This is a genomic window from Streptomyces sp. NPDC007025, from assembly GCF_042869455.1.
Taxonomy (GTDB): Bacteria; Actinomycetota; Actinomycetes; order Streptomycetales; family Streptomycetaceae; genus Streptomyces.
In genome coordinates, this window is sequence record NZ_JBIAFT010000004.1 from 405,919 (window position 1) to 430,324 (window position 24,406).

General features: G+C 70.4%; 22 protein-coding genes and 1 pseudogene. 8 read left to right on the top strand and 15 right to left on the bottom strand.

Annotated elements, in window-relative coordinates:
• Window positions 1-140 precede the first annotated feature (140 nt).
• Together ACFYMO_RS10590 and ACFYMO_RS10595 are read right to left on the bottom strand one after the other, a co-directional pair.
• Complete coding sequence (locus ACFYMO_RS10590) at window positions 141-422, bottom strand: HU family DNA-binding protein (protein WP_016469244.1); 282 nt, start codon at window positions 420-422, stop codon at window positions 141-143.
• A gap of 425 nt (window positions 423-847) precedes the next feature.
• Entirely contained in the window at window positions 848-2,284 is a 1,437-nt protein-coding gene (locus ACFYMO_RS10595; RefSeq protein WP_366773228.1) for an NAD-dependent malic enzyme, read from the bottom strand.
• 306 nt (window positions 2,285-2,590) lie between these two features.
• Here ACFYMO_RS10595 and ACFYMO_RS10600 point away from each other — a divergent pair, with 306 nt between their 5' ends.
• Window positions 2,591-2,797, top strand: coding sequence for a cold-shock protein (locus tag ACFYMO_RS10600; RefSeq protein WP_019354305.1), 207 nt, complete (start codon window positions 2,591-2,593; stop codon window positions 2,795-2,797).
• Window positions 2,798-3,171: 374 nt separating this feature from the next.
• On the opposite strand, the gene ACFYMO_RS10605 is transcribed toward ACFYMO_RS10600, so the two are convergent.
• The 6 genes from ACFYMO_RS10605 to ACFYMO_RS10630 all read right to left on the bottom strand — a co-directional run bounded on the left by ACFYMO_RS10605 (window position 3,172) and on the right by ACFYMO_RS10630 (window position 12,815).
• A complete protein-coding gene (locus ACFYMO_RS10605; RefSeq protein WP_388545582.1) occupies window positions 3,172-5,589 on the bottom strand; it encodes a HelD family protein in 2,418 nt (805 codons plus the stop codon).
• Window positions 5,590-6,054: 465 nt separating this feature from the next.
• The gene (locus ACFYMO_RS10610; protein WP_388545585.1) at window positions 6,055-7,131 is read right to left on the bottom strand and encodes a hypothetical protein; all 1,077 of its coding nucleotides are present in this window, start codon (window positions 7,129-7,131) and stop codon (window positions 6,055-6,057) included.
• 18 nt (window positions 7,132-7,149) lie between these two features.
• Window positions 7,150-9,378: a hypothetical protein gene (locus ACFYMO_RS10615; RefSeq protein ID WP_388545587.1), complete on the bottom strand. Its 2,229-nt coding sequence runs from the start codon at window positions 9,376-9,378 to the stop codon at window positions 7,150-7,152.
• Window positions 9,379-9,391: 13 nt separating this feature from the next.
• Entirely contained in the window at window positions 9,392-9,844 is a 453-nt protein-coding gene (locus ACFYMO_RS10620; RefSeq protein ID WP_366773223.1) for a hypothetical protein, read from the bottom strand.
• A gap of 315 nt (window positions 9,845-10,159) precedes the next feature.
• Window positions 10,160-10,684, bottom strand: coding sequence for a chloramphenicol phosphotransferase CPT (gene cpt / locus ACFYMO_RS10625; protein WP_366773239.1), 525 nt, complete (start codon window positions 10,682-10,684; stop codon window positions 10,160-10,162).
• A 1,156-nt stretch (window positions 10,685-11,840) separates the two neighbouring features.
• Entirely contained in the window at window positions 11,841-12,815 is a 975-nt protein-coding gene (locus ACFYMO_RS10630) for a hypothetical protein (protein ID WP_388545590.1), read from the bottom strand.
• Window positions 12,816-13,104: 289 nt separating this feature from the next.
• Between ACFYMO_RS10630 and ACFYMO_RS10635 the strand changes: the two genes are divergently transcribed.
• Window positions 13,105-13,386 (top strand): hypothetical protein, encoded by a 282-nt coding sequence (locus tag ACFYMO_RS10635; RefSeq protein WP_366773221.1) that lies wholly within the window; start codon window positions 13,105-13,107, stop codon window positions 13,384-13,386.
• 299 nt (window positions 13,387-13,685) lie between these two features.
• Here ACFYMO_RS10635 and ACFYMO_RS10640 read toward each other — a convergent pair whose 3' ends face one another.
• Window positions 13,686-14,576 (bottom strand): LysR family transcriptional regulator, encoded by an 891-nt coding sequence (locus ACFYMO_RS10640; RefSeq protein ID WP_366773220.1) that lies wholly within the window; start codon window positions 14,574-14,576, stop codon window positions 13,686-13,688.
• Between the two features lie 141 nt (window positions 14,577-14,717).
• On the opposite strand from ACFYMO_RS10640, the gene ACFYMO_RS10645 reads away from it, so the two are divergent.
• The 3 genes from ACFYMO_RS10645 to ACFYMO_RS10655 all read left to right on the top strand — a co-directional run bounded on the left by ACFYMO_RS10645 (window position 14,718) and on the right by ACFYMO_RS10655 (window position 16,279).
• Window positions 14,718-15,089, top strand: coding sequence for a DUF4267 domain-containing protein (locus ACFYMO_RS10645; RefSeq protein WP_366773219.1), 372 nt, complete (start codon window positions 14,718-14,720; stop codon window positions 15,087-15,089).
• A 52-nt stretch (window positions 15,090-15,141) separates the two neighbouring features.
• On the top strand, window positions 15,142-15,636 hold the full coding sequence (locus ACFYMO_RS10650; RefSeq protein ID WP_366773218.1) for a cupin domain-containing protein: 495 nt from the start codon (window positions 15,142-15,144) through the stop codon (window positions 15,634-15,636).
• A 67-nt stretch (window positions 15,637-15,703) separates the two neighbouring features.
• The gene (locus tag ACFYMO_RS10655; RefSeq protein WP_366773217.1) at window positions 15,704-16,279 is read left to right on the top strand and encodes a hypothetical protein; all 576 of its coding nucleotides are present in this window, start codon (window positions 15,704-15,706) and stop codon (window positions 16,277-16,279) included.
• A 123-nt stretch (window positions 16,280-16,402) separates the two neighbouring features.
• Here the strand turns inward: ACFYMO_RS10655 and ACFYMO_RS10660 are convergent.
• From ACFYMO_RS10660 to ACFYMO_RS10685, 6 genes and pseudogenes are all read right to left on the bottom strand, one after another.
• Window positions 16,403-16,904 (bottom strand): annotated as a pseudogene (locus ACFYMO_RS10660) (hypothetical protein).
• A gap of 425 nt (window positions 16,905-17,329) precedes the next feature.
• Complete coding sequence (locus tag ACFYMO_RS10665) at window positions 17,330-17,914, bottom strand: methyltransferase (protein WP_366773216.1); 585 nt, start codon at window positions 17,912-17,914, stop codon at window positions 17,330-17,332.
• Window positions 17,915-17,983: 69 nt separating this feature from the next.
• The gene (locus ACFYMO_RS10670) at window positions 17,984-18,976 is read right to left on the bottom strand and encodes a cytochrome c oxidase assembly protein (RefSeq protein WP_366773215.1); all 993 of its coding nucleotides are present in this window, start codon (window positions 18,974-18,976) and stop codon (window positions 17,984-17,986) included.
• Between the two features lie 377 nt (window positions 18,977-19,353).
• Window positions 19,354-20,616, bottom strand: coding sequence for an MFS transporter (locus ACFYMO_RS10675; RefSeq protein WP_366773214.1), 1,263 nt, complete (start codon window positions 20,614-20,616; stop codon window positions 19,354-19,356).
• Window positions 20,613-21,764, bottom strand: a complete 1,152-nt coding sequence (locus ACFYMO_RS10680; protein WP_366773213.1) for a PLP-dependent cysteine synthase family protein — start codon at window positions 21,762-21,764, stop codon at window positions 20,613-20,615. The genes ACFYMO_RS10675 and ACFYMO_RS10680 overlap by 4 nt, the downstream gene beginning before the upstream one ends.
• A 143-nt stretch (window positions 21,765-21,907) precedes the next feature.
• The gene (locus ACFYMO_RS10685; protein WP_366773212.1) at window positions 21,908-22,327 is read right to left on the bottom strand and encodes a hypothetical protein; all 420 of its coding nucleotides are present in this window, start codon (window positions 22,325-22,327) and stop codon (window positions 21,908-21,910) included.
• Window positions 22,328-22,517: 190 nt separating this feature from the next.
• Between ACFYMO_RS10685 and ACFYMO_RS10690 the strand changes: the two genes are divergently transcribed.
• From ACFYMO_RS10690 to ACFYMO_RS10700, 3 genes are all read left to right on the top strand, one after another.
• Window positions 22,518-22,991 (top strand): carboxymuconolactone decarboxylase family protein, encoded by a 474-nt coding sequence (locus tag ACFYMO_RS10690; RefSeq protein WP_366773211.1) that lies wholly within the window; start codon window positions 22,518-22,520, stop codon window positions 22,989-22,991.
• Between the two features lie 192 nt (window positions 22,992-23,183).
• Window positions 23,184-23,534: a hypothetical protein gene (locus ACFYMO_RS10695; RefSeq protein WP_388545599.1), complete on the top strand. Its 351-nt coding sequence runs from the start codon at window positions 23,184-23,186 to the stop codon at window positions 23,532-23,534.
• Window positions 23,535-23,651: 117 nt separating this feature from the next.
• Window positions 23,652-24,170 carry a hypothetical protein gene (locus ACFYMO_RS10700; protein ID WP_366773209.1) on the top strand — a complete coding sequence of 173 codons (519 nt, stop codon included), beginning with the start codon at window positions 23,652-23,654 and terminating at the stop codon, window positions 24,168-24,170.
• Window positions 24,171-24,406: the final 236 nt, after the last annotated feature.

Genomic DNA, 24,406 nt, shown 5'->3' on the forward strand with positions numbered 1-24,406 from the left:
GATACCGGCTCCGGCGGCGCGGTCCCGAGACAGGTGCCCGCGGTCCGGGGCCCTCGGATCCGCGCTTCCGCCTGCGCCTCCGGCGCACGAAGGGCGGCCCCCCGAATGGGGGGCCGCCCTCTGCTTCAGTGCCTCAGGGCTTACTTGCCCTTCGCCGCTTCCTTGAGCTTGGAGCCCGCCGACACCTTGACGCTGTACCCGGCCGGGATCTGGATCGGGTCACCGGTCTGCGGGTTGCGCGCGGTCCGCGCCGCCCGGTGGGTGCGCTCGAAGGTGAGGAAGCCGGGGATGGTGACCTTCTCGTCGCCCTTGGCGACGACCTCGCCGACGGTCTCGGCGAACGCCGACAGGATCGCGTCGGCGTCCTTACGGGTCACCTCGGCACGCTCGGACAGAGCGGCCACCAGCTCACTGCGGTTCATAATTCGTACTCCCGTGTTCTTCTTGCCGATGAGGCGTGAGATCGAAGCCGATGCTGCCAGGGCCCTCCGACAGTCCCCGGACCCGGGTCCGCCTTCGGGCCCGCGCGCCCCGTGGGGGTATCCCCCTGGACAAGGTCCGTTTCGGGGTCTCCCCCTCGGACGAAGTCCTTGGGAATGCATCCTGCCCCTACCTGCGGCGGGAAAGCCAATCCGGCGTCATCCGGCGCCCTCGCGCGTGCTGACGTGTCTTGGCCTCTGGCTGCCCGCAACCCTAAGGGGCCCGCCCGAGTGAACCCCCGCCCGACGCGCCGGTGCCCCCGCGGCCTACGCGGCGTGCCGCGCGTGCGGAAGGCCACACGGGGCCGCGGCGCGACCGCCGAGCCGGCACTCCGGCACCTCCGGTGGGGCGTGGCCGGACGGAGACCTCAGCCGGCCTGCGCCGGCTCCTTGGCGGCCTTCGCCTCGCCCTCGCTCAGCGCGGCGTCGCGGACCGCGCCGGCGACGGCGCCGGAGACCTTCTCGTTGAAGACGCTGGGGATGATGTAGTTCGGGTTCAGCTCGTCCTCGCCGACGACGTCGGCCAGCGCCCGCGCGGCGGCCAGCATCATCGCGTCGTCCACGGTGCGGGACTGGGCGTCCAGGAGGCCGCGGAAGACGCCGGGGAAGACCAGCACGTTGTTGATCTGGTTGGGGAAGTCCGACCGTCCGGTGGCCACCACGGCGGCCGACTCGCGGGCCGCCGCCGGGTCGACCTCCGGGTCCGGGTTGGCGAGCGCGAACACGATGGCGCCGTCGGCCATCCTGGCGATATCGTCGCCGTCCAGGACGTTGGGCGCGGAGACGCCGATGAAGACGTCCGCGCCGACCACGACCTCCTTGAGGGTGCCGGTGTGCCCCTCGGGGTTGGTGTTGTCGGCGACCCACCGCATCGGCGAGCCCTCCTCGGCGTCCGCGAGGTCCTCGCGGCCCGCGTGGACGACACCGTGGATGTCCGCGACGACGGCGTGCTTGACGCCCGCCTCCAGCAGCAGCTTCAGGATCGCCGTACCGGCGGCGCCCGCACCGGACATCACGACGCGGACGTCCTCGATCCGCTTGCCCACCACGCGCAGCGCGTTGTAGAGCGCCGAGAGCACCACGATGGCGGTTCCGTGCTGGTCGTCGTGGAAGACGGGGATGTCGACGGCCTCCCGCAGCCGCGCCTCGATCTCGAAGCAGCGCGGCGCGGAGATGTCCTCCAGGTTGATCCCGGCGAAGCCGGGCGCCAGGGCCTTGACGACCTCCACGATCGTGTCGGTGTCCTGGGTGTCCAGGCAGATCGGCCAGGCGTCGATCCCGGCGAACCGTTTGAAGAGGGCCGCCTTGCCCTCCATCACCGGAAGCGCCGCCTGCGGGCCGATGTTGCCCAGGCCCAGCACGGCGGAGCCGTCGGTGACGACGGCGACGCTGTTGCGCTTGATCGTCAGACGCCGCGCGTCCTCGGGGTGCTCGGCGATCTGCGTGCAGACCCGGGCCACGCCCGGGGTGTAGATCATCGACAGGTCGTCGCGGTTGCGAATGGGGTGCTTGGCGGACATCTCGATCTTGCCGCCGAGGTGCATCAGGAAGGTGCGGTCCGAGACCTTGCCGATGGCGACACCCTCGATGGTGCGCAGCTCGGCCACGATCTCGTCGGCGTGCGCGGTGGAACTGGCCGCGATCGTCACGTCGATCCGCAGCCGCTCGTGGCCCGAGGCCGTCACGTCGAGGCCGGTGACCGAGCCTCCGGAGGACTCCACGACCGTGGTGAGCTGACTGACCGCCGTCCCGCCTGCGGGGACCTCCAGGCGGACCGTCATCGAGTAGGAGACGCTTGGCGCCATTGCCGACTTCCTCTGCTTTCCCTTGTCACGTTGTGCGCGTGCGCGCGGGGGCCGCATTTCTTACGGCCTGCGGCGCGCCACGTCAACAGATCGTCCCACCTACCCCCCGGTACGTGGTAACGCATCCCTTGTTCCGGAAAGCGTATTCCACCATACGAGAGATTGTCACCCAGGTGGCCGGGGACGGACTCCATGATTCCCCGGAAGAGAACGGGAAGAGAAACGGCTCCAATTCCTCTGAAACGGACCGAAACCGACTTAAGATCGGCCCGCACACTGCCTCTGCATCACAGGAGACCCGGAAACATGGCTCAGGGCACGGTCAAGTGGTTCAACGCCGAGAAGGGCTACGGCTTCATCGCACAGGAAGGCGGCGGACCGGACGTCTTCGTGCACTACAGCTCGATCGACAGTGAGGGGTACCGCAGCCTGGAGGACGCGCAGCGCGTCGAGTTCGAGATCACCCAGGGCCGCAAGGGCCCGCAGGCCGACGGCGTCCGCGTGGTCGGCTGACCCGGCGGACCGACCACACCGTCGGCCACAGCGGTCGGCCGCGGCCGACCGCGGAGAACGCTGCCGGCCTCCGCCGATGCCGGCCGCGTCCCGGCCGGCGGCGGCTCACCACCCGCGGACCGCGCCGCCGAGGGCGTCCGCACAGCGAAGAGGGCTCCCGTCCTGACGACGGGAGCCCTCTTCGTTCCACGTTCAATGACACCGACCCGCCAGCTCGCCTCGCGGCAAGTGGGCGCTCTGAGCGCCTATGGTTGGGCCCGGGGGCATGGATCGGGCCGGTGCCACACCCAGGCTAACAAACGACCCGCCGCGGCGATTCCCCTTGCACGTACCGATTCCGGAGCCCTTCCGCACGTCACGCCGACCCGCGCGGATCAGTCCCGCAGCAGGTCGGGCACCCCCACCTCGTCGGGGAGGTCCGCCTCCCCGCTCAGCACCAGCAGCCGCTGCGTCGCCCGGGTGAGCGCCACGTACAGCACACGCAATCCGGCGGGCGACTCGTCCGCGATCTCCGCCGGTGAGACGACGAGCGCTGCGTCGTACTCCAGCCCCTTGGCCTCGAGACTCCCGAGCGCGACCACCCGCTCCCCCAGTCCCGCGAGCCACTCGCGTGCCTCCTCCCGCCGCCGCATCGCGACCACGACCCCGACGGTGCCCTCGACCTCCGCCAGCAGCCGTGCGGCACTCTCCCGCACCGCCGCGCCCAGGCCATCGCCCGTTCCGTCGCCCGGGACGCCATCCGCGCCGTCGCCCGCGGAGTCGCCTGCGGCCTGCCCCGCGATCTCCGCGGCAGTGCCTGTGACGGCGAACTCGGGGGCCACACCGGTGGAGCGCACGGCGCGCGGCGGCGCCGTCCCGGGCATGGCCAGCGCCAGCACCCGGTCGGCGAGGACGGCCAGCTCGGCGGGGTTGCGGTAGTTGACGGTCAGTTCGAAGCGGCGCCGGGGCCGCTTGCCGAGCACCTCGTCCCGCGCCGCTGCCGCCTCGTCCGGGTCGGTCCAGGAGGACTGGGCCGGGTCGCCGACGACCGTCCACGTGGCGTGCCGGCCGCGGCGGCCCACCATCCGCCACTGCATGGGAGTGAGGTCCTGCGCCTCGTCCACGATGACGTGCGCGTACTCGGCGCGCTCCGACGGCAGCCGGCCGCCCCCGCGGTCCCGCCACCGGCCCCCGTCCCGGTCGGCCGCGGTGGTCAGCTCCTCCAGCCCGGTGAGCTGCTCCACCGGGTCCACCTCACGCTTCTTGGGGCGGGCGGGGGCGCCCAGCAGCGTGCGCAGCTCGTCCAGCAGTGCGATGTCGTGCACCGACAGCGCGCCCTCCCCCTGCGCGGTGAGGCGCTCGGCGAGGGAGCGCGCCAACGTCCGCGCCTCCGCGGGCCGCAGCACCCGCCGCGCCCAACGGCCCAGCCGCGCCTCGTCGGCCATGGCCGCCAGCACCTCGCGGGGGCCCAACTCGGGCCACCAGGCGTCGAGGAAGTCGGTGAACACGTCCTCGGAGGCGATGTCCTCGTCGAACCCCTGCCGGGCCTCGGCGGCCAGCTCCGGATCCTCGTGGCGCCGCTGCGCCCCGGACTTGTCCCACAGTGCGTCCAGCAGCAGCTTCCGCGCGCGGGGCCGCATGAGGTTCACCGGCGCGGTGCCGCCGAGGACCTGCCGGCGCACGGCGGCCAGTTCCGCCGCGTCCAGTTCCAGACGGCCGCCGAAGGCGACGACCCGCAGCCGATCCGGCACCGGCGCACGCAATCCCAGCTCGAGCGCCCCGCGGGCCGCCTTGCGCAGCACCTTCACCATGCGTGCCGACCCCTTGACGCGGGCGACGCGCTGCTCGTCGTACGTCGTCGCCGCCACACCCGCCGTCTCCTCGGCCAGCGAGCCCAGCGCCCGGATCGCGACCTGGCCCTCCTCGCCGAGCGAGGGCAACACACCCTCCGTGTACGAGACCAGCAGCGGGGTCGGGGACACGATCAGGATGCCGCCCGCGTAACGGCGCCTGTCCTGGTACAGCAGATAGGCGGCGCGGTGCAGGGCCACCGCCGTCTTACCGGTGCCCGGGCCGCCCGCCACCTCGGTGACCGACGCCGCGGGCGCGCGGATGACCTCGTCCTGCTCGGCCTGGATGGAGGAGACGATGTCCCGCATCGCATGGCTGCGGGCCTGCCCCAGCGCGGCCATCAGCGCCCCGTCGCCGATCACGGCCAGCGGCGCGCCGTCCAGCCGGGCGGTGAGCTCGGGGCGCAGCAGATCGTCCTCGACGCCGAGCACCCGCCGGCCCTTGCTGCGGATGACACGCCGGCGCACGACCCGGCCCGGAGCAACGGGGGTGGAGCGGTAGAAGGGGCCCGCCGCAGGCGCCCGCCAGTCGATGACCAGCGGCGAGTAGTCGGCGTCCAGCACCCCGAGCCGCCCGATGTGCAGGGTCTCCGCGATGTCGGCCCGCTGCTCGCCGTCCACCGCGCGCACGGCCCCCTCGGCGGGCTCCACCGAGGTGTAGGCGCCGTCCGGGCCCCGCTCCCCGGTCCGGCCCTCCAGCAGATCGATCCGGCCGAAGAGGAAGTCCTCGAACTCGCTGTTGAGCCGGTTGAGATGGATTCCCGCGCGGAAGACCTGCGCATCCCGCTCGGCCAGGGCGCCCGGGGTGCCCACCTGGGCGCGCTTGGCGGCGTCGTCCATCAGGAACTCGGCCTCGTGGATCTTCTCCGCCAGCCTCCGGTACACCCGGTCGAGGTGCTGTTGCTCCGCGTCGACCTCGCGGTCACGTACGGTCTCCGGCTCCGCTCTGTGCTGCGCGTTCACCGCGGCGGCCCCCTTCTGCTCTCCTTAGGGCAGCCGTCCACCGTACGCGATTCCACATCGCGGAGCGCGGCGCCCGGTCGCAGCACCCGGGTCGCCCTACGGCATCCGGGGCCTCCCGGTCTCGGGCCGTCTGCCGTGGCCGTCCGCGGAGTGCGTCGCGGCCCGCGGCGGACCCGTCGGCAGCGCTCCGGCAGACCCCGGCCTCCCCCGCACCCCGCCGCTCGACCTGCCCCGGCTCGCACCTCTTGCACCCCGGCACATCGGGGCGAGGACGCGCACAAGGTGCGGCACCGGTGGCACCGGAACCCTCTCGACGTTGCCCGACCTCGCTCTCCCGCCGACTCCACGGCCGGTCGAGCGATTGTGGCGGGACCGAGGACAAGACCGGCCTCAGCCACCCGGCATACGCCGCACGCGGGGCCGCGTTGGAGAGGCCGCCTCACGGAAGGACCTCACGCAAGGGCCTCACGGAAGAGTGGGCTTCTCACAACCGTGCAACGCAGCCATGTCCGACCCGAACGCCTTGAGCAGCTCCCGCTCGAAATCCGCACTCACCTTCAGGCGGTCGTCTTCACCGAGCCCCGTGCTGGCAGCGGTGAAAAGCGCCGGGGACTGCCCGTCAGGGCACTTCGCACTGGCCCAGGCCCAGCCCCCTCGCTTTTCACGTCCGGCCTTTCCTGGGACCTTTGCCAAGGTGCTCCCGGATTCCCGATATCCTTCAGCAAGCGGTCCGGTCAGTGCTGACAAGCGGTAAACCTGCTGCCCTTTGGTGTCGACGAGAAGACAGTCCTGAGCCGGAGCCTCGCCGGTCGACTCCGTGCTGATGGCCTTCGTGATTCCCCATGTCTTCGCCACCGGAGTCAGTTTCCGCATACTGCGGCAAGTACCCGTCGCTTCGGCCAACGGCTTGGCACGGCTTCTGATCGCGTCAGCAGGCGCTCGACGGATCTTTTTACCCAACTGGGCACCGCACTTCCATTGCTTGTTCGCTTCCTTGCTCACAGAAGCAACCGCCTGCGCCAATCCGAGTCTCTCACTCTTATTTTCGGAGAAATGGGTATCCGTATCAACAAGCAAAGATTTCACACTGACAAGCAGGTATTCTTGCCGCCCAGAGCTGCATTTGAGCACAACAGTAGCATGCGCAGTGATCGGATCCTGCACGGTCAGCGTACCCGTCCACCCTCCACCCATAGGCGAAGACACATCCGCTATAAACAAGTTCTCTTGAAGGGTTTGACCGAGAATTTGAATCGCGTAAGCAGACGACCCTACAGAGAATTCAATATGCCGGGATTTATCTTTCGTGTCGGCCTCACATTTTACCGGCAACCCATCAGATTCCGCGGATTCACGTGCTCCGCTGTCGACAGCCTCGACCTCCCGACCACCAGCGGCCACCTGAACAGCGTCCCTTTGCACCACACCGTTGCATATCCCCTCGAAGCGCTCTTTCCTCTTCTGCTGAATGACCAGAAAAGCTCCGACAAGGAGGCAGCAGAAAACAATACAGGAAACCACCATCAGAGATTTACGCCGCAATGACCGGCCTCCATCATGCTATTCGAGAAATTGAGATGCCTCATCGCGCGCAGCATTGCGCCCTTCCATTGCATCTCCCGATTTCAGATTCGTCACCGAAGAATCTTCTGCATTAATTCCGGAGGATACCGCCCAGCGGTTCACCATATTTCGTATTTGAAAGTCCGAGGAAAGCCACTGCTCGGTGTTCTTTTCGTTGAGCTCTCTTTTCACCTCTGCACTCTGATCGCTGGCATCCTGCCACGCCCATGTATCAACGAAGCGCTGCAACGGATCTCCCCGACCACCAGGAATCGGAGTCAAAAACCCACCGATAACGTGATACTTAATCTTCGCCTTCCATTGAATATCATCCAATTTTTCACTTGCTTCATCACCGGTGATATCTTCCTTGATCGCCTCCATTGCACCCATTCCAGCACCGGCTCGCCGCATTACATCTTTGACGTCTTCATGATCTGCCGCCAAACCGTTCGGCAACTCATCTATACTTTGATTGATTTGCGCACGCTCTGCATCAAATATCTTTGCATAGCCGTCAGGTGATTCAGAGACCCCTCTCATGAGCTGAACAAGCTTATTGGGCTCAGCCGACAAAAATGCATCGCCTTCTGACCCTCTTGCGCCGGTTTCATTGCGTATATCGTCTGCGCCGTAAAGCGTTCTGTGGGTATCGGAAGCATAATCGGCCAAAGCATTCGCTACGGGCTCCTGAAGATTATGATGAATACCCCCTGCGCCCTGGCCAGGAGCCAGGGAGTGAATCACTCCGTTCATAACCCTAGCCTCGGCTCCTGTATGCAAGGGGTGAAGTCGAGCCGGTTCCTTGACATCCTGCGGCAGCTCGCCGGTGGCACCGGCTTCCAGAGCGTGGGCAAGGCCCCGCCGAGAGTGGCTGGTCTCCCCGTCGGGGTCGTGACCGTCGGGCCCCACCGGACCCATTTCGACGTTTTTCCAGTCCCGGTCGTTCAGTAGATAGTAGAGATTATCTCCCTTATCCATCACCTTTCCGGGGTCAAGATATTCAGTCGATACCTCGGGCTGCCTCGACATCACCTCAAGAACTCCGTCGTAGGGATCGTTGGCGAAATGGGCATACTTCTTCCCGTCGAAGTTTCCCTTGAGGTCCCAAACGTCCGGATCACCACTCTGCCCCTCATCCTCTGCTTTACGGATGGCATCAGCAGTATCAGTCAGAAACTGCTTACCATAGTTGTCGTCGCCGCGCTGCATCAAAGAGACAAGGCTCTGGTATCCACGTACAGGTCCGGGCCCCGGAGCATCATCGGGATTCTTGGTCACCAACTTCAGGTCGTATTTTTTCAAGCCGACCTTTTCCATCTTATCCTTGAAGTCTTTGTAGAAGGATGACTCAGGATTCTTGGTTGCGGAAGCAAGGTTCGCCGCAAGGCCTCTATCCAGGGAAAGATAGGATTTCTTGTGCTCCGGGTCGGAAACGTACGCCAGATCGTCGAGACGGTTATGCACCTTGACGAGTCCTTCCGGGCCTCCGACAGAGTTGATGAGCGTCCGACTGAACTCGGGGTCCTCGTCGAGGCCGCGGGCGAGGATGCTTGCTTCCTGTAGCTCCCGGCGCGGTGGAACTTCACCGTTCTTGAGGCTGTTGTAGGTGTTGGCGACTCGCTTCGCAGTGCGCTTCACCGCCTCCTCGCCGATGGCGCCGTTAAACCCGCCAGGCAATCCTTTCTCGGGTTCTTTCGGGTCTGCCATGAATCTTTTCTTCATGGCTGCGTCCGCTTCCTGGGCCTCACGGACAGCCTTCTTTATCGCCCCATCCCATTTTTCTTCCACGACCGTTTGAGCCTGCTTGTCGCCACGGTACTGATCGGCGACCTTCTTGCCCTTCTTGGCCTCGACCTTGTCGAGGTTCATCGTGCAGTGGCCGTGTGAATTCACGTCCATGCCCGCGGCTTGAGCGTCGTCCCTGGCCTTCTCCACGGCCTTCTTGTGAGACTCGAAGGTCGCGTGGGCGAGCCGGAAGAGGGCGCCCACTCCTCGGGCTTCTTGCTCGGCCTGGTCGTACTCCTCGGCTGTCTTCCCGCCCCATTTGCCGAACATCTTCGCGCCCTCGCCCTGCCAACTGTCCGCGTCCACCGCGGCACGGACGTGGTCCCTGTAGTGACCGCCCAGGGTTCCGAACCTCTTGCCCATCCCTTCCCAGGACTTGGCGGCGGTCTCCAGGTCGCTGAAGTCCGCGTTCACGATGTCGTCGTACGAGATCGCCATGGCGCTCCGCCCCTCAGAGGTTGTCGAGACTGCTTCCGGGCCGCTTGTCGAGCCCTGGCTGGAGCCTGGGCGTCGCGGAACCGAAGGCGTCACGGGTGGCGATGTCCATGCCGGTGAGGATCGTGTTGGCGTCCATCAGTGCCTCGCGCTCGTGGGAGAGGCTCCGGGTGAGGTGCTTGTGGTGCTTGCGCCAGGTCGTGAGCCGATGGCGGATTCCGGTCCACACCTCCCAGCCGTGGAGCTTCCCGCGCCCGGTCGGGCTCTCCGGATTGCCGGTGAGAGTCTCGGTGTCCCCGTCGGCTTTCGAGCCCGCCTTGTGCGTCTCCGGCCCCAGGGTCTCCGCGAGATAGCGGGCTGCGGCCTTCTTCTTCGACTCGGAATGGACGAGATCGGTATCCTGCGGCAGGTGACCGCCCGGTTTCATTCCCGGGCTGGGATTCTCGTCCGACGCTGCGTTGCCCCCCATGGCCCCGCTCCCCCTCCTTGTGCATGCGGACGGCCTGCTGCCTGTCCGGGCACGGCGGGGCACCCTCCTTGCTCAGGGTCTGTTGTGCGGAGGGGCCGGATCGTCGTGCGGCCGTCCGGTAAACGTTCCCCAAAGCTAACAGTCACTGTTACCGAACGCTACCAGAGCATGCGGAGAGTGAAGGATGTCCGGATCGCCGCATCTTGCCCTGCTCCTGCGGCGGCCGGCAGCGACCGGCCCCTGCTTCCGGACGGTGCCGCCGGATTACTCGTGCTCCGGGCCCGGAAGGGCAGTCCGCCGAGTTCCGCCGAGCGGTCAGCGGTGGACGTGGCTCGCGATGGTGCGGGCGCACTCCGCCGAGGGGGTGCGGGTGGTGTCGACCTGGAGGTCGTAGTGCACGCCCCGGTGCACCAGGTCTGCCTGGGAGGCGGCCATTCCGCGGACGCGGTCGCCGCGGGCCCGTTCCCGTGCCGCGGCGACCGCGCTCTCGCAGCGGACGCCGACCCACAGCACCTCCAGACCGCGAAGAGCCTGCCGCCACCGCTGCTGCGAGGCGGCGCCGCCGAGGAAGACCTCGTCGATGACGACGTGGGCTCCCGCTCGGGCCATCGCCGCGACGCCTGCCATCCACGCGGCCTCCAGTTCCCGGAACTGCGGCCCGACGCTCACTCCGCCGTCCTCCGCGAGTTCGATGCCGGCGTCCCCGGTGCGCAGCGATGCGGGCATGGCCTCGATCAGGTCGTCGACCCCGAGACCGAGCCAGGGCTCCGGCAGGATGGCCTGCAGACTTCTGGTGAGCTCCGACTTGCCGGAGCTGGAGCCGCCGTTGAGCACGATCACATGGGTTGTCACCGCGCCACGGTAGAGGGCGTCCTCCGGGTGGGCGCAACGGGGTTTCCGCACCGGGCCGGGAAGCGGCAGGCCGGGGACGGGGCCGGTGGTGCTGCGGTGGGCCGGCCGTGCCTCGAACGCGGCTGTCTCCCTTGAGCGTGTTCCTCGCCGTTCCCCGGTCCGTGTGGCCCGCGCTTTCCGCGCGCCGTACGGCGAAGCCGCGCAGGCCGCCCACTTGCCGGAGGGCTCCGGCAAGTGGGCGGCCGGAGCCGCACGAGGATCCGTTCGTTCCGCCAACTCGACGGCAGATGCCCCGGCCGCATCCGCCCGCCGCCCTCGGACAGCCCGTCCTGGGCCATCAGCCGGCGCATCCGCGGATGGACGCGGAAGGGCGCCAGGGCCTCCGCGTAGCAGCCGGTGGTTTCGCTGCAGGTGTAGAGCATCCCGTAGCTGAAGAGGCTGAACCTTCCCGCACACGAGCCGCTGGTGGTCTCCGGCTCGACCCGGTTGTACCGCAGGGGTTCGGCCTGCCGAGTCGCCAGACACCGCGTTCCGGGGCTCCGACCAGTGTGACGGGAGGAAGGTGACTGGTCATCGCGGCCTCCTCGGCTTGCCGGTGCCGGTACCGGCGCCGGTACTGGCACCGGGGCTGGTGCCGGTGCCGGTCTGCCGTGCCGTGCGGCGGGAGCGGAGGTCGCGCGTGTCCGACGCGCCGTGGCGGGCCGGTGGGATCAGGAAGACGGCCATAGGTCCTTGAGGCAGCGGCGGGCAGAGGGGTGCCGAGAGGCGAGGCGCCCCTTGTCGCGCAGGGACCAACGGAAGCGGGGCCACGGAAGTGCCGTGCGGGGGCGCACAGATGAGGCGTGGAGGCACGGAGAGGGCACACGGGGATGCCCGAGCGCCATGCAGCTGATCTGCTCCCGAAGCCCCGTCCCGGCGCGTCCCGCGGAACGCGCCGGGACGCGTTCCGGCGGCCCGCCGAGGCTCTCAGTGGCCCACAGCGGCCCTCAGCGGTCCGCTGAGGGCCGCTGCCGCCGAGCAGCTGGTCTGCCTGCTGCCACGGCTGCTCTCCGCGACCGGGCCGTGGGGCTCGGCCGGCCGCCTCCGGTCCCCGCGCCGTGCCGCGCTCCTCCTGTCCCGGATCGGCACCCGCAGCCCGCGGGAACTACTGTGCCGGCGCCCCGCGATGCAGTATGTGCCGCTTGAGGGAATCGGGGTCGCCGATCCAGTGAAAGAGGGTGGGTTCTTCCTCGGTACCGCCGAACTGCCAGCTGCTGCCCGCCATGCAGTCGCCGACGTCGAGGTCGAGGTCGAGCTGCGAGGTTCCGGACGGGGATGCGCCCTTCTCCCACGAGCCGGAGCCGTCGCAGTGCTCGTGGCCGTCCCCAGCGGTCTCCGTCTCCCCGCCCCGGACTCCCAGCTCTTCCGCCACCGCGGTGCCGTCGGCCCGGAGGGTGAGGGTGCCGCCCTGGTCGTCGCTCCAGGTCCCGGCGAGCTGCGTCGCGGTGAGCCGCGGCGGCTCGTACTCCTGGATCAGACCGGTCCCGTAGGCCGCCAGGCCGCCGACGAAGACCACAGCCGACAGCGCCAGTCCGCAGCCGAGGACTGCCGCGGCCAGCCCGAACCGGGCACCGGTGCCACGCAGCACGGTCACCCCGCGGCTGCTCAGGGCGGCGGGGGCCAGGCCGAGGAAGGCCACCAGAAGAACCAGCGGGAGCACGGTCCAACCGCCCCCGAGCAGCGCCGTCGGCACCCCGATGCACAGCGCGGCCGCCGCGGCGACGGCGCCGCACACCGCCAGGCACCAGCGCGCCGTCTCCGTCCGCCCCTTCCTGCGGGCCGACCAGCGCGACAGCTGCACGACCGGCAGGACGACCGCGGCCGAGCAGATCAACCCCGCCAGGCCGAGCAGCACCATGGCGACCACGGAGAAGAAGAGATATCCGACATAGGCCGGGACGCCGGCGGCGAAATAGTACTCGTCCCGCAGGCCCGCCAGGAAGTAGAGGACCAGCGCGAGGACTCCCTCCGCCGCCAGGGCCACGGCGCCGGTCAGCCACGCAGCCGTCCAGCCTGCGCCGCCGACGCGCTCCGACCGCCGAGGAGCCTCTCTCTCCCCTTCCACCGCCGATTGCACCATTCCCCGCCCCTTCCTTCACATGTCCACCTCATCATGCATCTGACCGGCAGGAACGCTGCGGCCGGGGTGCCGCGCAGGAGGTCCGCGAGCGTCGGGCAACCCGAGGAGACCACCCTCCCGAGCAGCCCACTGTGCGCTGTGCGCCTGGAGCTCCCGCCCGCTCCGTGGCACTCGATGGGCGGTCTGGTCACCCACGCCGCGCTCGCGCTCGGCGGCGACAGCGAACTCGCCGCCGAATCCCGGGGCGTGCTGACGCTGGGCACCCCTTCCAGGGGTCGGTCGACGCGGCGTGCATCCTCAACGGCGTCCGGGCGCGCCGCTGCCCCTGCCGCACCGCAAGCTCACCGCGCTGGCCGCGACCATGCCCGGCGTGCACGACCTGCTGCCCCGCCATCTGTGTCTGGAGGAGGGGACCGAGGTCCGCCGTCTCACCTCGGCTGATGTCGTCGCGCTCGGCGGCGACAAGGACCTGCACGAGGACGCGGAGGCGTTCCGGCAGAAGCTGCTCACCCAGCTGCTGGCCCGGCACCGCAGGTCGTGGGCATCCGGCAGCGCACCGCCGAGTCCATGACGCTGGTGGACGGCGTCGTACGGTCCGCCGACCACTCCTTCCGCACCCACACCGACGGCCGGCTGATCCGGGACGGCAGCGGTGTGCCCTGCCGTTACCAGGTGTGGGGCGACGGCACGGTCCACCGCGCCTCCGCCGCGCTGATCCCCTCGTCCGTGCCCCTCGCCCTCCAGCACGGCACGCTGGCCAGCGGAAAGGCGGCCCGCCAGGCGGTCGTCGACTTTCTGCTGGAGGGGGATCAGCCGGGCCCCGACCAGGCGGACGGCGCGCTGGGACTCCAGGTGTCGGCCGCTGTCGGCTCACCCCTCGCGAGGTCCCACATCCCGTGCCGCACGGGCGAGTTCGCGGACGGGAACCGACTCCCGGGCCGTGGGCCAGATCAGGGCCCAGCTCGCCGTCGGGGCGTCGTACGGATGGAGATACCGCAGGCCGGGCCACCGGTAATAGCGGGCGGCGTCACCGTGCACCAGGCTGATCGCCTCACCCGCCGCGACCACGGCGGCGACCTCCTGGAAGGTGGAGACCTTCGGGCCGCGCCGGATGGGGCGGCCGCCGGGCGTGTGGGCGGGCACGAGCGTCCGCAGCCAGTACTCGGGGACCGGTAGCGCCGGGTGCGGCAGGGCCCAGTCGGCCAGGTCCTCCATACCGACCGCGGCGCGGCAGGCCAGCGGATGGTCGGTGGCGACCATGAGCAGCAGGGGTTCGGTGACGACCGGCGGCCCGACAGTGAGGTCCGGCTCGCGGACGGGCAGCCAGGCGGTCGCCACCTCGACGGAGCCGCCGCGGAGCGGGCCGAAGGGGTCCGTGAAGCTCATTTCCCGGATGCGGAGTTCGATCTCGGGGTGCCGGGTGCGGAACAGGTCGATGAGGCGCGACTGGTCGTGCGCCTGGGGGCCGTGCAGTCCGAGCGTGAGCGTGCTCGTGGCGCCGCGGGCGGCGGCGGTGGCCGCACGGGTCCCCTCGACTATCCGCTGGTAGCCCGCCCCCAGGTCCTCGCGCAGCTGGGCTCCGATGGGGGTCAGTTCGACCCGGCGGCTGCTGCGGGCGAAGAGCCGTGCGCCGATCCGCCGCTCCTGCTTGGCGATGGACTGGCTCACCCGGGCCTGCGACACGTGGAGGCGGTCCGCGGTCCGGCCGAAGTGCAGCTCCTCGGCCAGGGTCAGAAAGATCTCGATGTCCCGCAGCTCCATCCGCGTTCCCCCGTCGCCACCGATAACTTCGGGGTTATCAGACCATGTGGAACCGGCGATTGTTCATCCGGATTCCGCGCCGCATGCTGAGCCACGTCCTTCTCGACGGGACACCACTCGACGCACTCCGGGGAGAAGGACGTGCTCATACCACTCGCGTACGGCTTGGCCGTGGCGCTCGATCTCTTCGTCGTCTTCATCGGTCTGCGGTTCTTCTTCCAGCCGCGGGCCGCGGCTGCCGGCTACGGCGTCCCGGCCCGGCAGGACGGCGACTCCGCGTATCTGACCGTCAAGGGGCTGCGCGACCTCGTCTCGGGTCTTCTCGGACTCGCGCTGCTGGCGTTCTCGGACGCCGCAGCCGCGGCCTGGTTCATGCTGGTGATCTCGCTGACCCCGCTGGGGGACACGGTGATCGTCCTGCGCAATGGCGGCACGAAAGCCGCGGCCTTCGGCATCCACGCGGCCACGGCCGCGGTCGTCCTGGTCTCCGCCGCGCTGCTCTTCGCGGTCTGACCCTCTCGGCGGCAGGGGCCGCCCACCCTCACAGCGCCCAGGAAGCGAGCAGATGTCCCTCATACCACCGGAGTTCGACCAGTCCCACGTCGTACGCGAGGCCGACGCCGAGGTCATCGGACGGGCCCCGACCACCATCCGGCTGCTGGCGGACAGCAGCGCCACCGGCGGCGCGCTGTCCACCCAACGGGTCACCCTCACCGAAGGCGCGAACGGCGCCGCTCCCCACCACCACACCGACTCCGCCGAGCTCTTCTACCTGCTGGACGGCACGGCACAGCTCCTCTCGGGCGATCAGATCGTCACGGCGGGCCGGGGCGACCTCGTCGTGGTCCCGCCGAACGTGCCGCACGCCTTCGCCGCGGCCCCCGGGGAGAGCGCGGACATCCTCATCGTGATCACCCCGGGGGTGGAGCGCTTCGAGTACTTCCGCCACCTCGAGCGCGTCGCCTACGGCAAGGTCCCGCCGGAGAGCCTGCTGGACGTGCAGGAGCTGTACGACACGTACTTCCGGCAGAGCGAGGTCTGGGACGCCATGCGCGGCTGACCGTCCGGACCAGGGCATCGACGCGGCGACAGGAAAGACACGAAGAAACGGAGAGACGAGGAGACGTGTGCGAGTGCGATACACCCTGGCCGCCTGCGCGGCAGCCGTGGCACTGACGGTGGTCAGTGGCTGCGGCAGTGACCAGGAAGGCCGCTCTTCCGCCGACGGGGACGGGCTGTCCGCCGGCAGCGGGGGACGGCTCATGGACGGCGGCAGGCAGGGCCGTCCGAGCGCCGCCACCATGGCGGACGTGGAGGCCTTCGTCAGCCGGTACACCACGTGCACGGACCTGCACATGCAGGACGAGGACTACGAGGACGCCGTTGTCCCGAACCCGGAGGAGGCCGGTACCGCGTGGGGCATCGAGGAGCGTGCCGTGTGCTTCAACCTGAAGCGCAACTCGGTCCGGCTCATGACCATCACGGACATGAAGAGCTTCCAGACCCGGGCGGAGGAGCACGGCGGCGGCTATCTCCTGGGCGAGGACTTCGCCGTGGCCAGCGGGACGAGTGCGACCCGGAACGACCTCAAGGACTCCGGACTTCTCGCCCTCCACTGCGACCCGGACACTCCGATCCCGAGCGGCTACCGGAAGGAGAAGGCACTCGTGGACGGATGCACACTGACCGACTTCGTCTCCTGACGCTCGGCAGGCCGGGCTGCTGCACCGCGGCGCACGTCGTCGCGCGACGTGCGCCATCGGTCTCGTGCGGCAGCGCGCATCCGGCACGGAACCTCTCGGCCGGGACGGGCGGTTGCCCGTGCGTCAGGCGGCGGCCCCCGGGGCGGAGGCCCGCCTGGCGGTGTCGCGCCGGCGGATGGCCTCCGCCACCTCGTCGAGGGCGGTGCGGAGGACGGCACCGTACGCGTCCCGGGAGAGCGCGTGGGCGTGCTCCTCGGCCGCGGCGATGTGCTCGGTGGCCGCGTCGAAGGAGCCGAGACGGCGGTAGTCGTCGGCGAGGTTGAGGTGCAGGGACGGATAGAAGCCGGCGAGGTGCAGACCGGCGTGGTGCTGCTGAACGCGCTGCTCGGTGACGGCGTCGGCACCGTCCAGGGCGCGGATGTCCCAGGCCAGGGCCGATGCCGGGTCCTCGTGGAGGTCTGCCAGATGGTGCGCGAGGGTGCAGCGGGTCGCCGATGACGCCGATCGTGGACCACAGGTCCAGCAGCTTCCGGCGAGCGGACGCGGTGTCGCCGGCTCGGCCTTCCTCGACGGCTCGGCCGATGGCCGCCATGGTCGCGTCGGAGCTGGTGGCAGTGGTGGTCATGGTGTTGTTCCTCATCGTTCTCGCTCAGGAAGAGCGGTCGGTTCCTCCTCAGGATGTGTGGTCGGTTCCTGCTCGAGATGAGCAGTCGGGCCCGGTGGGCATGGCCAGGGTCGTGAGGTCGCCGCGGTCGGCGGAGCGGATGGTGCCGGGCTGGTCCGGCCCGCGCAGGTCGAGCAGCACGTCGGGGCCGACGGCAGTGCTGACGGCCGGGTAGAGCGTGGTGAGTTCGAAGGAGATCCGCAGGTCCTGCCCCGTCCCGGGAGCAGAGCACAGCGACGACGTGACGGGAGTCCCGCTTCGCTGCCGCGGTCCGTCCGGTCCGACGGCGGGCCCTCGCCCGCCGCCCGCCCCGGCGGGCGGCGGGCGAGGGCAGGAGGGAGGGGCAGGCTCTGCGGGATGCGGTGTCGGGGGCGGCGCCGCCGTAGTCACGAGGAAGGGGCGCGGCGGCCCATTCCGGGAACGAAGCGTCCGGTTCGTCGGATGTACTGCCGGTAGGGGGCGCCGAAGACGCGGAGGAGGTGCGCCTCCTCGCTGGGGATCCAGCGGCGGTAGGCCGCCCAGGTCTGCGCGGTCAGCAGTGCGGCGAAGCCCGAGCGGGTCGCGAGGGCGGCCCCCGCGGCGGCGAGTTGGAGGCCGAGGTACTGCGGGTTGCGGCTGTAGCGGTAGACCCCGGTGGTGTGCAGTGCTTCCGGTGCGGTCCCCGAGAGCTGCGCGGTGGAACTGAAGGTGCGTACGCCCGCCAGTGCCGCTGCCACGCCGGTCGCGGCCAGGGCGCCACCGAGGGCGCGGGCAGGGCGTGGAGACAGCGGCAGCGGCCATACGCGGCGGCGGCAGGCCCAGCCCATGGCGGCCGCGTGACTGCCGTAGAGCCCGTACATCGCGGCGACCGTGCCCGGTGTGAGGGTGTCCCGGTGGGAGTACTGCTGCTCCATGCGCCGCAGTACGGCCGCGGTCAGTCCGGCCAGCGCGGCCCCCGTCGTGAGTGCCTGGATGTTCGTCCTGGAGGTCACTGTGCTCTCCGTTTCTGTCGGCCGCGCGGCCCGGCCGCCGCCGACGCGGGTGTGGCATGAATGCGGGGATCACTGGTGTCCGGTGCCCGCTGCGGCGCCGGTGGAGGGTGTGTTGAGGCCGAGGTGGGCGACTGCGGGGTCGGTCTCCCACCAGGGCCGCATGTGGTCGGGGGAGGCTCCCTCGGGGACCTGTGCCGCCAGGCGGGTGTCGATCGCGGCGGCGGTTCTGCGGTCGTGCCGGCGGGCCTGGCGGAAGACCAGGGCCAGGAAGGGGACGCCGACGGCGTGTCCGAGGATCCAGTAGGCACCGCCGCCGACCTGGATGTCCTCGCTCAGCGGACGGCCCCAGGGGCGGTCGAGGGCCGCGTAGTGGTCGGCGGCGATGCCGACGCCCATGGCGTAGATGAGGCAGAGGCCCAGCACGGCGTTGAGGAGGATCTCGGCGAAGGCGAGGAAGAGGGAGACCACGGGTGAGTAGGCGGTGGGGACGGGGTCGTGTTGCAGGCGGCTCCAGTAGTAGAGGAAGCCGACGGCGATCAGCAGGGCTCCTGAGGCGATGTCCGCCGCGGGGCTGCGGAGCATGGCGGGCAGCCAGCCGGTGAAGAAGACCGCCCAGGGGAGGCCCATGAACAGCACGGCGCCGGTGGCGGGGTGGGCCAGTACGCGGGCGGGGCGGCTGTGCAGGGCCCGGCTTGCCCGCGCGGCACCGGCCGGGGGGAGGAGCGCGCCGACGAGGGTCAGGGGGCGTACCAGGGCGAGGAACAGAGGGACCACCATGAACAGGGCGGTCAGCTGGACGGCCCGGACCCAGAAGAGGATGTCGGCGTAGGTGCCGATGAAGGACTCGGTGACCAGCAGCAGGCCGGCGAGGGTCGCGGCGAAGGCGGCGCTGCGGCTCCAGGGCCATCGGCGGCCGCTGCGGCGGATGAGGCGTACGGCGACCAGGTAGGCGGCCGTGAGCAGTGCGAGGGCGGTCAGCAGGGCGGGGTCGGTGTGCCAGTCGGTGAGCATGCGGTGCCAGGTCAGCTCCGGCGGCCCCTGGTAGGCGCCCGCGACGGTCATGGTGGAGGGCTTCCTCTCTTCGGCGGAGTGCCGCTCCGGGCGGGGAGGGCACGGTGCGTGCTCACGTGCTCAATGGGTGCGGGGCCCGCGGGGGTGCACGGGTCGGTGGGTTCCTTCCGGACGGCGGACCGGGTGGCCGCCGGGTGCGCTGCCCGAGTCGGGGCCGGAAACCGTGACCGCTCATGGCGGGCCTTCCGGTGGGGCAGCGGGGCACCGGCAGGGGTAGTGGAGCCCACTCGGCCGCCGGAGGGCAAAGGCTGCACCGGTGACCGTTGTCAGTACCGACAGCGGTGCTGTGACCGGCGGCAACCGGATGCGGCCGAAGGAGAGGACGGCCCCGTCCGGGCACGCTGCGGAGTGCCCGGACGGGGCCGTTGCTACGCGCGCGCCGGCTGCAGGGCCGGTGCGGGCAGGCGGCCGGTGCGGGCCAGGCCGGCCACCGCGCCCGCGCAGCCCAGACCCGTCAGGGCCAGGACCGTCCAGGTGAGCCAGAGCGCGTCGGTGGCGGTGGCGAAGTCCCACAGGGCTCCGGTGGCGAGGTTTCCCAGCGTGATACCGAGACCGGCCACGGTGTTGTAGAGCCCGTAGTGCGTGGCGACCAGTGTGTTGCCGGACAGCGAGACGACGGTGTCCATCTCCAGCGGGTAGACCACCGCGCTGCCGGCCGCCAGTAGCGCCACCGCCGCCGCCAGGGCCGCCAGTTGCGTCGCGGTGGCGAACGGTCCGTCCACGCCGGGGGCCAGGGCGAGGGGGAGGAAGGCCAGGCCCATGGTGGCCAGCCCGCGCACCATGGCCTGCGAGGTGCTCCAGCGCTTCCTGGCCCAGCCGGTGAGCCGCAGCTGCCCGGCCGCGGCAACGGCGGCGGAGAGGACGAACAGGCCGCTGGTGGCTTTCGTGCCCTGGGCGCCGAGGGCCGCGTCCGCGGCCATGGGCAGGGCGAGGTAGACCTGGAAGGTCAGCACGGAGGAGCCGATCATCGCCAGCGCGAACAGGAGGAACGGACGGTTGGCCACCACCTGTCGCCACTGCCCCAGCACTCCCCCGTCCGCGCCCGCACCCTCTGCGGGCCGGCGGGCGGGCAGTGCCCGCCACTGGAGCAGCGAGAGAGCGGCGAAGATGAGGGAGGCGGCCGTGCACACGGCCCGGAAGTCGGCCGCCAGGAGGGCCAGTCCGGCCAGTGGGCCCAGCAGCATCCCGCCCTGGTAGTGGACGTTGAACGCGGCGAACGCCTCCACTCTCCGCGCGCCGGCCTCCGCCGCCAGATACGCCCGCACGGCCGGGTTGAACAGCGCCCCGGCAAGGCCGGTCGCCGCCGAGGCGGCGATCAGGGCGGGGAGCGAATCCACCCATCCCAGCAGCGCGAATCCGCCGGTCCGCAGCAGACATCCGGCCATGATCGGCGCCTTGCAGCCGAGCCGGTCGGCGATGCTGCCGCCGATCAGGAACATCCCCTGCTGCGAGAGGTTCCGCACGCCCAGCACCAGCCCGACCGTCCACGCGGCCAGGCCCAGGTCACCGGAGAGATGCATCGCCAGGTAGGGCATGAGCATGTAGAACGCGAGGTTGATGGCGAACTGGTTGGCCATCAGCAGCCGGGCGGCGGGCGGGAACGAGCGCGTCGTACGCCACAGGGACCTCATCGCACGGCCTCCGCCGCGACCTGGCCGGGTGTCTCCCGGTTCGGGGCGGCGAGCGGGTCCTCCACCGTCCGACAGCACGTCCAGGAGGTCACCGTCTCCTGCGTCGGGCAGGCGATCTCCCGCGGCCGTGACGCCGGCTCATGGCCGAGCAGTCGATGGCTTCGGCACCATGCGTCGTCGTAGACGGTGCCGATGTAGCGCTGCGGCCCGTCGGGGAAGATTGCGACGACACGTGTCTCGGCAGGCAGCGAGGCGGCCAGGTGGCGAGCGGTCAGGGCGACCGCGCCCACACTCCACCCGCCGCTGGCGTACCTCGCCCCGGCCAGCTTCCGGGCCGCCCACACCGCCTCTCCCGGCGCGACCCAGTGGACCTCGTCGAAGAGTGCGTAGTCCACGTTGCGCGGGTGGATGCTGGAGCCCAGCCCCCGCATCAGCCGCGGCGCGGCCGGCTGGCCGAAGACCGTCGAGCCGACCGCGTCCACCCCCACCACCCGCAGGTGCGGGAAGTATCCGCGCAGCGCCCGCCCGATCCCTGCGGAGTGCCCGCCGGTGCCCACACCGGCCACCAGCACGTCGATCCGGCCGAGTTGGGCGACCAGCTCATGGGCCAGCGGGCCATAGGCCGCCACGTTGTCCGGGTTGTGGTATTGGTCCGGGCACCACGCGCCGGGATGCCGGGCCAGCAACTCCCCGACCTTCTCCCGGCGTGCCTGCTGCCAGCCGCCGTCCGGATGCGGCCGGTCCACCAGATGCACCTCGGCGCCGTAGGCGGTCAGCAGCCCCCGCATCAGCGGCTCCATGCCCGGGTCGGTGACCACGGCCACCGGGTGACCGTAGGTGAGCCCGGCGAGCGCCAGCCCGAGCCCCAGCGTGCCGGAGGAGGACTCGATGACCGGTGCGCCCGGCGCCAGTTCACCGCGCTCGCGGGCGCGGCTCACCATGAACAGCGCGGTGCGGTCCTTGATGCCGCCGGGATTGTGGCCCTCCAGCTTGGCCCAGAACCCGCGCCCCACGGCACAGAAGGGCTCCCCGACCCACAGCACCGGCGTGCCGCCGACCAGACCGGCCGGAGTGAGCGCCGCGAGCGCGGGAGGGGTGAGCAAGCGGGCCGAGGGAGACGGAGACAGCGGAGCGTCGAGCGTTTTCATGTGCACTACTCCTCGCGCGACCGCCCCTTGCGGCGGACACGCTGGTCGGATGCGGAACCTCTGCATGGCTCGGCAACGCCCGCACCGGCCACCGGCAGCGGCGATGAGCGCCGGCCACCCCGGCCCGTGCGGCGTCGGGCCGCTCAGGTCCGCCGCACACCCAGCATCGCGCGCAACCGCTCACCCCGCGGCCCCGCACGCGGCCGGTCGGACCGGCTCGTCGCCGGCACCTCGACCGGCACCGCGGCTCCCGTCGCCGCCGCGGGCTCGTCCTGCGGTCCGGGCACCGGCGATCCCTGGCCCACCACCCCGGGCTCGTCCACCCCCGAGCACTCCGCCGAACCATGGCGATGCTCGTCGGCGGACCGCAGCGCGGGAGCGCCGGTCCGGCCCTGCGGGGAAGCCCCCGCCGTCGCGGAGAAGGAGTCCGCCCGCGCACCCGTCGGCGCCTGGGCCCCGTGCGCACAACCCAGGACATGCAGGACTCCGAGCAGCACCACGGCGAACAGCACCGCGGCCCGCACCGGACCCCGCGGCTTCCCGGGCGTCATCCCCACCGACATGTGGCACAAAGTAGTCGAGTTACTGCATAAAGTGCTCGTCAGCGTCGCCCGAACACTCCGATGCCACCTCGCACAGGGGAACCAGGGCGCCGACGGTGGTGCGACGCGGGTCACACGCGGCCGTGTCACAGGGGGCCGGGCCCTCTCGTCCCAGGAGGTGTAGCCACTGAGGACCGAAGAGGAGCACACCATGGACGCACGACTGGACTACTTCGCCGACCCGACCGCCGGCAAGGCGCTGAAGCACTTCATGTCGGCAGGCAGGACGCTCAAGGACTCGGCGCTGCCGCCCGCGACGCAGGAACTGGTGGCGCTGCGCGTGAGCCAGCTCAACGGCTGCGCCGCCTGCATCGACGTGCACACCAAGGAGGCCGCTGCCGCCGGTGAGACCCCGGTGCGGCTGCACCTGGTCGCGGCGTGGCGGGAGGCCACGGTCTTCACGGAGGCCGAGCGTGCCGCGCTGGAACTGGCGGAGGAAGGGACCCGGGTCGCGGACGCGGCCACGGGCGTCGGTGACGAGATGTGGACGCGGGCCACCGAGCACTACGACGAGGAGCAGCTCACCGCGCTGGTGGTCCTGGTCTCCTTCATGAACGCCGTGAACCGGCTGAACATCATCACCCGGCAGCCGGCCGGCGGCTACGAGCCGGGGCAGTTGCACTGAACGGCGACAACGACCGGCCCGGGGCCCGGCGGCGGGCTCCGGGCCGGGGCGGCGGCGTGGGCGTGACCGGGCGACGGTCCGGGCGCTCACCGAAGATGTCCGGACCGGCGGATGCGGCAGAATGGGACGGCACGAGGAGGACTTCGCCGTGGACAGGGTCGAGGAGTTCGAGGAGCTGCGGGCCGCGGGCTGGTGACCGGGCCCGCACCGCTGGAGCTCACCGCCGAGGTGCTCGCCGAGCTCGGCGCGGCTGAGGCCCGCCGTTCGGCGCTGGGAGAGACCTGCGAATTGCTGGGGGATGCCGACACGAACACCGCCTCCAAGACGCTGAACCACTGCCTGTGGCGACTGGAGCACTTGGCGCGCGGCGTGCCCACGGAGGAAGAGCAGCTGTGGGACGAGGCGTACGTGGAGTTCAGAGAAGCGCAGCGGCGGTACCTGGAGTGTGCACGAGCCAGTCTGGGGGTGCTGGGTCCGGTCAACCGGAATGTGGCCTGGCCCCCGGCCTGGCGGCCGCTGAGCCGGTCGTCACGTACCGGGTGAGGAGCCGCTCCGGGTCCGCGCGGCCGGAGTCGGAACCGGATCGCTGCGGTGGTGACGGTGCCGTGGGGGACATGGGTCCATTCAACAGGTCCCCGCCCTGCCTTCTACGCTGACGCCGTGGACAACGGGCTCGCTCACGAGAAGAGCTTCCTCATCAACTTTCGGCACTACGCCCCTGATCCGAAGGAGCACGGGTTCCGGTGGGTCGACATCAAGCAGCTCCGCATCTGCGTGGAGCCCGCGGACGACAGGAGCCTGCTTGCCGCGCTGACGGAGCATGAGCAGTTCCGGGACGACTATGCGGGTGGTGGAGTGGTTCCGGACGGGGTGCGGCACGGGCCCTATTGGCTGCGGTTGATCACTCCCGACCTGTACGAGCCCATCAGCCGGGCGAAGGCCGTGCGGATCCTCCGGGAGTGGGTCGGTCCGCACGGGGAGGTACCCACCGGGCTGGAAGCAGAGTTGCAGCGGGAGGTGGTCGCCCGCCTGACCGCGGCCGAGGGCATCCACTACCTCGGCGAGCTCGGTGATGAAGCGATTCACGACTGGGGGCGCGTGCACGACTGCTTCCACGAGTTCGTCCTCGTCGACCGCTCGGCCCGGCGGGTCACGCTCATCGTCGCCGCCGACGACTGAGGCCGCCCGGCGCCTCCGCTGAGGCGGCCGGCATCGGAAGCGGAGCCGCTACCGAATCCCGGCCACGGCAGTCAGACACAGCACAACATTGCTGATCTTGCGCACCCTGTTCGGGACTTTCACCAGACGCCCCCGAGCCCCGTCAACGGGTCGCCGACGCTACCACCCGCCGCCCGGCCCGGCGGCGTCGCCCCTTGTGAAGAACCTGGTCATCCACGAAGAGGGATACTCGTACC

Bases quoted from the DNA above. Each gene is read 5' to 3' on its own strand.
- ACFYMO_RS10590 (WP_016469244.1), bottom strand. From the start codon at position 422: ATGAACCGCAGTGAGCTGGTGGCCGCTCTGTCCGAGCGTGCCGAGGTG.
- ACFYMO_RS10595 (WP_366773228.1), bottom strand. From the start codon at position 2,284: ATGGCGCCAAGCGTCTCCTACTCGATGACGGTCCGCCTGGAGGTCCCC.
- ACFYMO_RS10600 (WP_019354305.1), top strand. From the start codon at position 2,591: ATGGCTCAGGGCACGGTCAAGTGGTTCAACGCCGAGAAGGGCTACGGC.
- ACFYMO_RS10615 (WP_388545587.1), bottom strand. From the start codon at position 9,378: ATGGCGATCTCGTACGACGACATCGTGAACGCGGACTTCAGCGACCTG.
- ACFYMO_RS10620 (WP_366773223.1), bottom strand. From the start codon at position 9,844: ATGGGGGGCAACGCAGCGTCGGACGAGAATCCCAGCCCGGGAATGAAA.
- ACFYMO_RS10630 (WP_388545590.1), bottom strand. From the start codon at position 12,815: ATGGTGCAATCGGCGGTGGAAGGGGAGAGAGAGGCTCCTCGGCGGTCG.
- ACFYMO_RS10640 (WP_366773220.1), bottom strand. From the start codon at position 14,576: ATGGAGCTGCGGGACATCGAGATCTTTCTGACCCTGGCCGAGGAGCTG.
- ACFYMO_RS10650 (WP_366773218.1), top strand. From the start codon at position 15,142: ATGTCCCTCATACCACCGGAGTTCGACCAGTCCCACGTCGTACGCGAG.
- ACFYMO_RS10670 (WP_366773215.1), bottom strand. From the start codon at position 18,976: ATGACCGTCGCGGGCGCCTACCAGGGGCCGCCGGAGCTGACCTGGCAC.
- ACFYMO_RS10675 (WP_366773214.1), bottom strand. From the start codon at position 20,616: ATGAGGTCCCTGTGGCGTACGACGCGCTCGTTCCCGCCCGCCGCCCGG.
- ACFYMO_RS10680 (WP_366773213.1), bottom strand. From the start codon at position 21,764: ATGAAAACGCTCGACGCTCCGCTGTCTCCGTCTCCCTCGGCCCGCTTG.
- ACFYMO_RS10685 (WP_366773212.1), bottom strand. From the start codon at position 22,327: ATGTCGGTGGGGATGACGCCCGGGAAGCCGCGGGGTCCGGTGCGGGCC.
- ACFYMO_RS10690 (WP_366773211.1), top strand. From the start codon at position 22,518: ATGGACGCACGACTGGACTACTTCGCCGACCCGACCGCCGGCAAGGCG.